10 protein-coding genes and 1 pseudogene are annotated in these 9,548 nt (G+C 35.0%); 3 read left to right on the top strand and 8 right to left on the bottom strand.

Annotated elements, in window-relative coordinates; translation table 11 throughout:
• The 3 genes and pseudogenes from FGQ66_RS14405 to FGQ66_RS14395 all read right to left on the bottom strand — a co-directional run.
• Positions 1–556 (bottom strand): annotated as a pseudogene (locus tag FGQ66_RS14405) (IS3 family transposase); the annotation flags it as partial.
• Between the two features lie 510 nt (positions 557–1,066).
• The gene (locus tag FGQ66_RS14400; RefSeq protein ID WP_002301358.1) at positions 1,067–1,609 is read right to left on the bottom strand and encodes a PBECR4 domain-containing protein; all 543 of its coding nucleotides are present in this window, start codon (positions 1,607–1,609) and stop codon (positions 1,067–1,069) included.
• 312 nt (positions 1,610–1,921) lie between these two features.
• Entirely contained in the window at positions 1,922–2,473 is a 552-nt protein-coding gene (locus FGQ66_RS14395) for a tyrosine-type recombinase/integrase (protein ID WP_002307628.1), read from the bottom strand.
• Between the two features lie 316 nt (positions 2,474–2,789).
• Here FGQ66_RS14395 and merR point away from each other — a divergent pair, with 316 nt between their 5' ends.
• Positions 2,790–3,188, top strand: coding sequence for a mercury resistance transcriptional regulator MerR (merR, locus tag FGQ66_RS14390; RefSeq protein WP_002301360.1), 399 nt, complete (start codon positions 2,790–2,792; stop codon positions 3,186–3,188).
• A gap of 13 nt (positions 3,189–3,201) precedes the next feature.
• Complete coding sequence (gene merA / locus FGQ66_RS14385; RefSeq protein ID WP_002316044.1) at positions 3,202–4,842, top strand: mercury(II) reductase; 1,641 nt, start codon at positions 3,202–3,204, stop codon at positions 4,840–4,842.
• A gap of 325 nt (positions 4,843–5,167) precedes the next feature.
• On the opposite strand, the gene FGQ66_RS14380 is transcribed toward merA, so the two are convergent.
• The 3 genes from FGQ66_RS14380 to FGQ66_RS14370 all read right to left on the bottom strand — a co-directional run bounded on the left by FGQ66_RS14380 (position 5,168) and on the right by FGQ66_RS14370 (position 7,663).
• Complete coding sequence (locus FGQ66_RS14380; RefSeq protein ID WP_002301363.1) at positions 5,168–5,440, bottom strand: type II toxin-antitoxin system RelE family toxin; 273 nt, start codon at positions 5,438–5,440, stop codon at positions 5,168–5,170.
• Entirely contained in the window at positions 5,441–5,662 is a 222-nt protein-coding gene (gene relB, locus FGQ66_RS14375) for a type II toxin-antitoxin system RelB family antitoxin (protein WP_002307624.1), read from the bottom strand.
• A gap of 93 nt (positions 5,663–5,755) precedes the next feature.
• Positions 5,756–7,663: a heavy metal translocating P-type ATPase gene (locus FGQ66_RS14370; protein WP_002301365.1), complete on the bottom strand. Its 1,908-nt coding sequence runs from the start codon at positions 7,661–7,663 to the stop codon at positions 5,756–5,758.
• 255 nt (positions 7,664–7,918) lie between these two features.
• Between FGQ66_RS14370 and FGQ66_RS14365 the strand changes: the two genes are divergently transcribed.
• Positions 7,919–8,239, top strand: a complete 321-nt coding sequence (locus FGQ66_RS14365) for an ArsR/SmtB family transcription factor (protein WP_002301366.1) — start codon at positions 7,919–7,921, stop codon at positions 8,237–8,239.
• 111 nt (positions 8,240–8,350) lie between these two features.
• Here FGQ66_RS14365 and FGQ66_RS14360 read toward each other — a convergent pair whose 3' ends face one another.
• Both FGQ66_RS14360 and FGQ66_RS14355 read right to left on the bottom strand, forming a co-directional pair.
• Entirely contained in the window at positions 8,351–8,965 is a 615-nt protein-coding gene (locus tag FGQ66_RS14360; RefSeq protein ID WP_002300952.1) for a CadD family cadmium resistance transporter, read from the bottom strand.
• Positions 8,966–8,981: 16 nt separating this feature from the next.
• Positions 8,982–9,344: an ArsR/SmtB family transcription factor gene (locus tag FGQ66_RS14355; RefSeq protein WP_002300950.1), complete on the bottom strand. Its 363-nt coding sequence runs from the start codon at positions 9,342–9,344 to the stop codon at positions 8,982–8,984.
• Between the last annotated feature and the right edge of the window lie 204 nt (positions 9,345–9,548).

Here is a 9,548-nt window from a genome sequence, read left to right as displayed (position 1 = left end):
GCAACAGTATAGCTCGATTTTAATCCTCTATTTTTCATGATTCTACTAATTTTTCGTCGGCTGATCTGAATGCCTCGTTTTGATAAGGCTTTTTTTATTTTTCTTGAGCCGTAGGCCTTTCGGCTGCGGATAAATTCTTCAGCGACTACTTCTTCAAGTTCTGATTCGTCTTTCTTTGGTTTTGATTGATAATAATAGGACTGACGTGATAGACCTAATATTCTGCACATCGCTGATATAGGGTAAAGATGCTTATTCGCATCGATTACTTGTCTCTTCGTCCGAATATCAGCGCTGCTTGCTTTAAAATATCATTTTCCATTTCTAATTGCTGGTTTCTTTTACGTAGTTCTAACAATTCTTTTTGTTCAGGCGTAAGATTATCTTTTTCTTTGAATGAACCACTCGTTTTAGATTGCTTTACCCATTTGTCAAATGCTGAAGCCGTTAGTTCATATTCTCGAATGATTTCTACACGTGGCTTTCCAGCTAAGTAAAGATTGACGATTTGTTGCTTGAATTCTTGTGAAAAAGTTCTTCGTGTTCTCTTAGACATAAAAATTCCTCCTGGTATGTTTTCTTCTAGTCTACACACCCTAATTTTTCTGTCTAGTTAATTGTAGCCTATCCAACTTAAGATTAATGACACTAAATTAACAGACTATACGTAGTATCTATTTGCTATGACCATATCTTATATCCATAAGTCAACTCAGCCGGACTAAAAGGGCTAATCTTACTAGAACACAAGCTGCACTTGATATGCAAATTAACCCTGAATCGGAAAGGTGCTTAAATTGGATATTAACGGAGGGATAAAGTAAAATTTATCTCTAGGGAATGTTTAGAAAGGATCCAAGTTCCTTAACAAGTGACAATTAGTAATGTAGTAACAACGATAGATTGTATGCCGAACATTTCAATTTGATACGTATAAAAGACGATTTCAAGCTCATCCGTGATAAATAACCCACATGAATGATTTGAAATCGTCTTAAAATGCTTTATTTTATAACCCAAAATAGAATAATTACTTCAAAATGACGTCGCATATCACTATTAATGATTAATCGATGACTTCCATAATCATTTTAAGTTCCCCGGATGTTAAATCCTCGCTAAAAATGCCAGTAACTTTTTGTCCAGGTCCAATTTCCTTTGATGATAGGTTTAACAAAGAGATAGGGATATAGATTAATCCGTTTTGTTTCAAAGACAGAGCCAATATTTTTTTCCTTGTTCGAATAGCTGCATCATAGCGAAGAGAAGAGTAAACACCTCTGCCAACAATAGAAATATGCTTCCCCAATAATAAATCAAGGCTACCTATTACTTGTAATTTCTGAAAGGTCGTCCCATCCGTTTTGATTTGAATATCCTGTAAATTTATTTTCCTGTCTAAGGCATCTTGAAAAAACAAGTGTGTGCCTCTGCGATAATCAATGCCACAGAGGTGCATAAAATTAGTTGTCGAAAAAATAATCGCTACCGTTGAGACTTCTCCGACAAAGGATACTTTTTTATCTACAAAATGTTCTTGTAAGAGATGAGCAGCCTTATAAATCGCGTTTAACTGTCTGGTAATTTGGGTTGTCTCTTTTATAGACATGCGTTTGTATTCTTTTTTTGCCGCGTGCGAAGAATGCTCCTTTTTCCCAATAAAAAAAGCTGCTCAAAAGAGCAGCCTTTTGTACAGGTTTAGTTTTGGTGCTTGCCACCCGCCGGACCCTTACGTTCCGGATTTGTATCGAGTTTAGTTTTGGTGCTCGCCACCCGCCGGACCCTTATGTTCCGGATTTATATCAAGTTGACTATGAGCCTGCTCTCATTTGTATATATAATATACCAAAAAAAGGTTGATTTGTCCAATACTGTGGGTGATTATAACCGTCTTACTGTGCTTATCTATTATATAATACAATCAAAAACCTAACCGAAAATTTAATAACGTTTCACTGATTTCATCTTCATTAATTCCGATGTAGCGTTTGGTAATCTTCTCGCTGCTGTGACCAAAGATTTCCATTAAGGTGGCCACGTCTTTGGTTTTCTTGTAATAGTGGTAACCAAAGGTTTTTCGTAGGGTGTGGGTGCCGATATCGTCCCTTCCTAACAGCTTCGCGACCTTTTGAAACATCTGGTAGACCGTATTGACTTCTAAATGGCCGCCCTTAGTACTGGGAAACAAGTAAGCCTCCGGATCTAAGGGTGCGGTATAGCCGTGAATCAAGTCCTGTAAGCTGCTTAAGTATAAAATGCGTGTTTTCCCTGTCTTTTGCTCCACGATGCGCGGGTTTTTTGAGGTAATCACGTCTTTTTTCTTGAGTTTAACGATGTCGGACATGCGCAGACCGCTGTTAATTCCAATTAGAAACAAGAAAACGTCACGTTCCGCATTTTTATTCCGTCGCAGGCAAAATAAAAAATCATTAATCTCCTGTTGCGACCGTAGTGGCTGAACATTATAGCCCATGACAATCCCTCCTTTTTAGTCTGTTCGAATACATGATTATAGTTATTACAACACGAAATCGTGTGTTTAGGGGGAGTAAAAAAAAAGAACCCTATAAGGATAGGATTCTTGATACATGATTTTATGTAATTTCATGTATTTAGGTCCGATATTATTTATTATAAAAGAAGTCTCAAAATTTATTGGTACCACATTTAATTTTCACTTCATTTTTGAAAGTAAATAAGAAGGAAAATGATATTCCCCCCTTCGTATTATTTTTGGTTGGACATGTACCTAAGTACATGGTTTATAATTAAAAAAAGGATGTGATAGCATGGCTTATTTTATTAGCTCCTTCTCTGAAAAATGTGGTGTAAATAAGGAATCCATTCGATATTACGAACGAAAAAACTTACTACCAGAACCCGATCGGACTAATTCCGGTTATCGAGTTTATTCAGAGGAAGATGTAAAACGAGTAAAATTCATTAAACACCTACAAGAAATTGGCTTTTCTTTAAATGAAATTTATAAATTACTTGGTGTTGTAGATAAAGACAACATTCGTTGTGAAGGTATGTTTGAATTTGTCTCTAAGAAAGAAAGAGAAATTCAAAAAAAAATCGAGAATTTGAATAGAATAGAATATATGCTAAAAGATTTACGAGCAAGATGTCCAGATGAAAAAGAACTATACGCGTGTCCTATCATAGAAGTATTAATAGAAAATTAACGGGGGTAGGAAAATGAATCAATTTAGAATGCGCATTCAAGGAATGACCTGTACTGGCTGTGAAAAACATATAGAAAAAGCGCTTGAGAGCATGGGAGCTCTCAACGCTAAAGCAGATTTCAGTCAAAGCGAAGCGGTATTTCAATTACCAGACGACTATGCAATAGAAAACGCGATAGAAGCAGTTAAAAAAATAAATTATCAGCCCGAAGAAGTAGAAAAGTTACCTGTTCAAAAACGCGTGATGACTAATAACAAGGAAGATTATGATTTGCTCATTATCGGTTCTGGTGGAGCAGCTTTTTCAGCAGCTATAAAAGCAGTCGAGTATGGATCAAAGGTGGGCATGATTGAACGCGGAACTGTAGGCGGAACCTGTGTGAACATTGGTTGTATCCCTTCAAAAACGCTGCTTCGAGCTGGAGAAATCAATCAATCAGCACATGTAAATATTTTTGAAGGATTGCACACTTCTACGGGAGAAGTAGAATTAGACCGCTTAGTCGATCAAAAAAATGAACTAGTTGATGATTTACGCAAACAAAAATACACTAATTTAATTGACGACTATGGTTTTGATTTAATTAAAGGAGAAGCAAAATTCATTGACGAAAACACTGTGACAGTTAGTGGGCAAACATATTCTGCCCAACGGTTTTTAATCGCAACGGGTGCTTCTCCACTCTTACCTCGTATTACTGGACTTAAAGAAGTAGATTATTTAACTAGCACAACCCTCCTTGAACTAAGAAAAGTACCAAAACGATTAACAATTATTGGATCGGGTTATATTGGAAGAGAACTGGGACAGCTCTTCCACAATCTGGGTTCTGAGGTTACCCTTATTCAAAGAAGCAAACGACTTTTAAAAGAGTATGATCCAGAGATTTCTGAAGCAATGGAGAAAGCTTTAATCGAACAAGGAATAAAGCTCATTTCCGGAGCAACTTATGAACGAGTAGAGCAAGACGGAAATATTAAAAAAGTTCATATTATTGTAAACGGCAAAAATAAGGTCATTGAGTCAGACGAGCTACTAGTTGGAACAGGAAGAAAACCGAATACAGAAGTATTGAACTTGAGCGCAGCAGGCGTTCAAGTTGGGCCAAACAATGAAATCAAGATAAATGCTTTTGCTCAGACAAGTAATAGAAAAATTTATGCAGCAGGAGACGTGACATTAGGACCTCAGTTTGTCTATGTAGCAGCCTATGAAGGAGGAATTGCAGCAGGAAATGCAATTGGTGGGTTAAATAAAGCAATCGATTTATCGGTAGTTCCTGGAGTATCATTTACCAGTCCGCAATTTGCAACTGTTGGGTTAACACAACAACAAGCGAAAGAAAAAGGATACGAAGTAAAAAAAGCGGTATTGTCATTAGAAAATGTTCCTAGAGCGATTGTCAATCATAATACGACAGGGGTGTTTAAACTTGTGGTTGATAGAAAAACACAGAAGATTTTGGGAGTTCATATCGTTTCTGAAAATGCAGGAGAAGTTATTTATGGAGCATCCTTAGCCGTTAAATTTGGATTGACCGTAGCTGATTTAAAAGATACTTTAGCGCCTTATCTAACAATGTCAGAAGGCTTAAAGTTAGCAGCTCTAGCCTTTGATAAAGATATTTCGAAATTATCTTGTTGTGCAGGTTAATATTTCTATTTAGTTTCTTGTAGTAGCTGGTAACACCTTGGTTTATCTTTCGTTATTATCTATAACGATAGGAGTTGAAGATTATGACATCAGCAAACGTCTACGTGCCAATTAATAGCTCTATTCTAGTGGAGGTTGAAGAAATAAAAGACTATTTAGAAACGCAATTGCTCATTTAGGCAACGCAGCAAGATATTATTGAAGATGCGATTGTTGCCTTACGTGCTTAATATAGATAATTAAATCGTATCAAAAAAGGATTCTACCGCTTAAAAAGCAGTAGAATCCTTTTTTATTAAACATGCTTGCACTCAATTTGAATGGTTTATTTGTAAATATTTTTTCTATGACCAATCTCTAACATTAAAATGGTTACGGTCTCGTCATTGATATCAGCTATTAAGCGATAATCACCGATTCTATAGCGCCATTCGCCTGATCGATTGACGGTTAATCCTTTTCCATGCTGCCTAGGATCGGTACAATTCACTAGATTCTTTTGAATCCATCCCATAATTAAAAGGGATTGGTATTTGTCCATTTTTTTTAACGCTTTTTGAGCTCCTTTTTCAAACTCGACTTGATAACCTGAGCTCATTTAATCAGATAGCTCCTTTAGCATGTCTTCAAAAGAAATACTTTTCGGATTCTCTTTATGATCCTTCATGGCTTGATTATATAGGCCCAAATCAATTTCATCCTCGATTTTTTCCAAGACAGAACTTCTAATCAGAGCCGAAACCGAAATATTCTTCGCCTTAGCATATTCTTTAATTAATTTATCTTCCTGAGTATCAATTCTGAGCGATATGACAGTCATTAGAATCACCCCCTTCTTTTTGTATATACATTGTAATACAAAATTAGAGAGGCTGCAAACTTTAGATACATGATTTTATCCAATTTCATGTATTTATTTAGACTTTAATAATCGAAGACCATTTAATATCACGACTAAGGTACTTCCTTCATGAACAATCACACTAATGGCTATATCCGTTAATCCTACTAAGCTTACGGTAATTAGAAAAGCGACAACTACCATTGAGAAAATAATATTTTGCCAAATAACTCGATTCATTTTTAAAGAAATTTCATGAGCTTTTACCAATTTAGACAAATCATTTTTCATTAATACTAGATCAGATACATCTACTGCAACATCCGTACCCTCTCCCATAGCAATTCCAACATCTGCCTTCACAAGAGCAGGTGCGTCGTTTATACCATCTCCCACCATAGCGGTTATACCATAGGTTTCTTTTTGTTCATTGATAATGTTAGATTTATCTTCTGGCATGACGTTTGCAATTACTTGATCTACTCCTAATTGTTTACCAACAGCTTGCCCTGTCATTTCAGAATCCCCAGTAATTAAAGTGGTATGGATACCACACTTCTTAAAGTAATCTATAGTTGCTTTCGCATGTTCACTTGGAATATCCATTAATGCTATCAGGCCGATTACTTTTTCATTTTCTGATACATATACAACCGTATTACCTTCTGAAGCCCATTCTTTATTCAAACGTGTATAGTCATCCGATACAGCCTCAAAAGAAGTTGGTTTACCTATACGATAAGTGTTTTCGTTATAATCGCCTATTAAACCTTTTCCAATCTGATTTTCCACTTCAATAGCTAGTTTATTTTTTGGTTCAAACTTGTCTAAAATAGCACTTGCTAACGGGTGATTTGATTCTTTTTCAAGAGCCACTACGATATCAATCATATTTTCCTCGTTCACAGAATCAGAAAAGTAATAATTGGTTACTTCCGGTTTCCCTTTAGTTAATGTTCCTGTTTTATCAAAGGCAATGGCTTGAATATCCGCTAATTGGGACAAATAGGCACTTCCTTTTGAAAGTACGCCTCTTTTTGCTAGATTAGAAGTGGCTGACAATGTTACGGATACGGTAGCTGCTGCTAAAGCACACGGAGAAGCTGCGACTAAAAGGACTAATCCTCTATAAATACTTTGTGACCATGTCAAATCAAACAGCATAGGAGCAAGTAAAATGAAGAGTGGGATTGCAATTAAAACAAATTTAACATACTTAGGCTCAAACTTTTGGATAATACTAGACGCTTTTGTTTGATTCTCTTGATTTTGATTCACTAGTTGTAAAATCTTTGAAAAGACAGTATCGTTAGTTTCTTTTGTGACTTCCATAGTAAAGGTACCCGTTCCATTAATTGTACTCCCAAAAACTCCGTCTCCCTTTGATTTCTCTTTAGGTATACTCTCACCATTAATAGAAGATTCGTCAATCGAAGTAGAGCCTGATACTATTACTCCGTCAATCGGTACTTGGTCACCGTTTAACACTTGAAGTTGATCTCCTACTTTCAACTCACTAACATTAACGATTGTTGTATTGCCATCTTGCATGATTAGCCTAGCTGTTGTTGGATTCATTTCTAATAACTTGGTAATTTCTCTTTTACTTCTTCCTTCAGCATAATCTTCAAGAAAATGTGCTCCAGAGAAAATAAGAACCAATAACGTTCCTTCCCAAAAATTTCCTATCAGAGAAGCACCTATTGCAGCTATTCCCATTAAAATATGAGAATTAGGGGTAAATTTGTGTTGTCTTTTTGAGTTTTCAATCGTTTCTCCAATTCCTTCAAGAATAATGACATGATAACCAGCACTAATTGAAGCAATTGAAAACAAAGTGTTTTGGATTAAATTATTTTCTCCGTTTACAAATAACGCAATGAGCGACAATGCTAAACCAATAAAGTACAAAATAATTGGCATTTTCCCATGATCGTGACTATTATTTTCGTGTGAGTGTTGCTCTTGAATCTCTTTCATTTCTATCACCTTTCTTAATAAAACTTTTTTTTAGAAATCGTAATGCTTACGAATTACGTTTGAACGAACATTCATATGTCTATACATTCATTTTATATCGCTCTATCTAATTTGTCAAAAAAATAGTTATCTTATTTAGGTGATAAAAAAAATAGGACTCTAAAATAGCTACCCTTATACAAAAAATCTTGCTTTATAAAAATATTATGATAATCTAAATGTGAATAAACAAACATATGAAGGAGAGAAATTCTTATGAATTCATTATCAACTTCTCCATTAAAAAATGAATCTATCCAAGAGGTAAGTAAAATATTTAAAATGATCAGTGACCCTACCCGACTTTCAATTTTATTTCTTCTGCAGAAAGAAGAACTTAGCGTTGGAGCTATTGCGCATTCTTTGAGTATGGAACAATCAGCAATTTCTCACCAGTTAAAAACTTTAAAGACTTCAAGATTAGTAAAATCAAAAAGAGCTGGTAAAAATATGATTTATAGCCTTGACGATCTTCATATTTTTAGTATTCTTGAGCAAGTTTCAACTCATATCGAAGAACAAGAAAAAGAAAAATAAAGACAAACTACAAGGTTAAAATGATTTTACAATTCATTAGTTCAAATAAAAAAAGACAGCGAGTTAAAATCTCGCTGTCTTTTTTTATTTGAACTTCACTATCGTAGTTGTTTATATAAAATTTAATAGTGTTTGAATCGTCCCATTTTCTATCAAAATATAAATTCCTAAGCCAATAAACACTATAGGAACAAGGATTCGTTCATATTTTTCTAAGGTTTCGGAAACAAAAGAAATCTTGGCTAATTTGTAACTGATATAGCAAAGAACCGCAACAGAAATAGCAAATACGATTAGAGCGGTGACAATCTCTGAAAAAGATAACGAGGCAAAGTAAGGAATATAAATCCCTAAGTTATCGCCACCAGAAGCAATTGTTATTAAGGCAACGGTCCAAAAGAAGCGGTTTGTTCCTCTTGATTCAAGCTTTTCAACGACTTCCTCTTCTTCTTCCTCCTCTTCGCCAACCAATGCCACTCTGATTCCTAAGAAAATCGGAATTAGACCGAGAAGCCCAATGATCCAATCTTGCGGAATGAAATTCAGCACATATGCTGCAAATAAACTTACGGCTACTAAGATACCTGTTCCTAGATATTGACCCCAAAAAATCTGACGGAGCCCTTTTTTTGTATGACTTTGAGAAAAAATAATCAGCAAGATAAACAAATAATCAATGCTGGTAGAAATATAAACAGCGATAGCTGAAAAAATACTTTGTAACAAAATAACTTCCTCCAAACTAAGATTTCATAGATAGATTTTCTGATAACTTTAAAAAAACATGAATAGCGGAAAGGATGTCTTCATTCGCTAAAGAGTAATAAACTACTTTTCCATCTTGACGTGATTTTGCCATTCCATGTTTTTTTAAAAAACGTAAATGGTGTGACGTTGTAGCGACACTAGCATTAAGTATTTCTGCTAAATCACAGACACACATTTCCTTATAGGTTTCTAAAGCATAAAAAATTTTAATTCTAGAAGAATCGCTGAAACATTTCCCTAACACAAGTAAGTTTGAAAAATCTTTTTGATCCAATTTTTTTTTTATTACATTTACTTTTTCTTTATGTACGATAGTCACTTGGCAAACTTTTTCCATTCATCTCACCTCACATTCAAACGGTCGTTTGAAGGTAGTATATCTATTTGATCACTCGTTTGTCAATCTACCTTAATTTCAATACACTATTATAAGCAATTTCATGTGTTACAACTTAATAGGAATTTACCCGTGGTGCTAGTTAATTTTAATATCCTAAAGAATATCTCAAAGTTCCTTCAAAACGTCGTTGTGCTCGACTTA

The organism is Enterococcus sp. BSD2780061688st2 D3 (assembly GCF_005844145.1).
In the GTDB taxonomy this organism is placed as follows: domain Bacteria; phylum Bacillota; class Bacilli; order Lactobacillales; family Enterococcaceae; genus Enterococcus_B; species Enterococcus_B durans.
This window is presented reverse-complemented; position numbering and strand designations above follow the sequence as displayed.

Excerpts from the sequence above, each read along its gene's own strand:
- FGQ66_RS14400 (WP_002301358.1), bottom strand. The coding sequence starts at position 1,609 with ATGTCTATAAAAGAGACAACCCAAATTACCAGACAGTTAAACGCGATT.
- FGQ66_RS14395 (WP_002307628.1), bottom strand. The coding sequence starts at position 2,473 with ATGGGCTATAATGTTCAGCCACTACGGTCGCAACAGGAGATTAATGAT.
- merR (WP_002301360.1), top strand. The coding sequence starts at position 2,790 with ATGGCTTATTTTATTAGCTCCTTCTCTGAAAAATGTGGTGTAAATAAG.
- merA (WP_002316044.1), top strand. The coding sequence starts at position 3,202 with ATGAATCAATTTAGAATGCGCATTCAAGGAATGACCTGTACTGGCTGT.
- FGQ66_RS14380 (WP_002301363.1), bottom strand. The coding sequence starts at position 5,440 with ATGAGCTCAGGTTATCAAGTCGAGTTTGAAAAAGGAGCTCAAAAAGCG.
- relB (WP_002307624.1), bottom strand. The coding sequence starts at position 5,662 with ATGACTGTCATATCGCTCAGAATTGATACTCAGGAAGATAAATTAATT.
- FGQ66_RS14370 (WP_002301365.1), bottom strand. The coding sequence starts at position 7,663 with ATGAAAGAGATTCAAGAGCAACACTCACACGAAAATAATAGTCACGAT.
- FGQ66_RS14365 (WP_002301366.1), top strand. The coding sequence starts at position 7,919 with ATGAATTCATTATCAACTTCTCCATTAAAAAATGAATCTATCCAAGAG.
- FGQ66_RS14355 (WP_002300950.1), bottom strand. The coding sequence starts at position 9,344 with ATGGAAAAAGTTTGCCAAGTGACTATCGTACATAAAGAAAAAGTAAAT.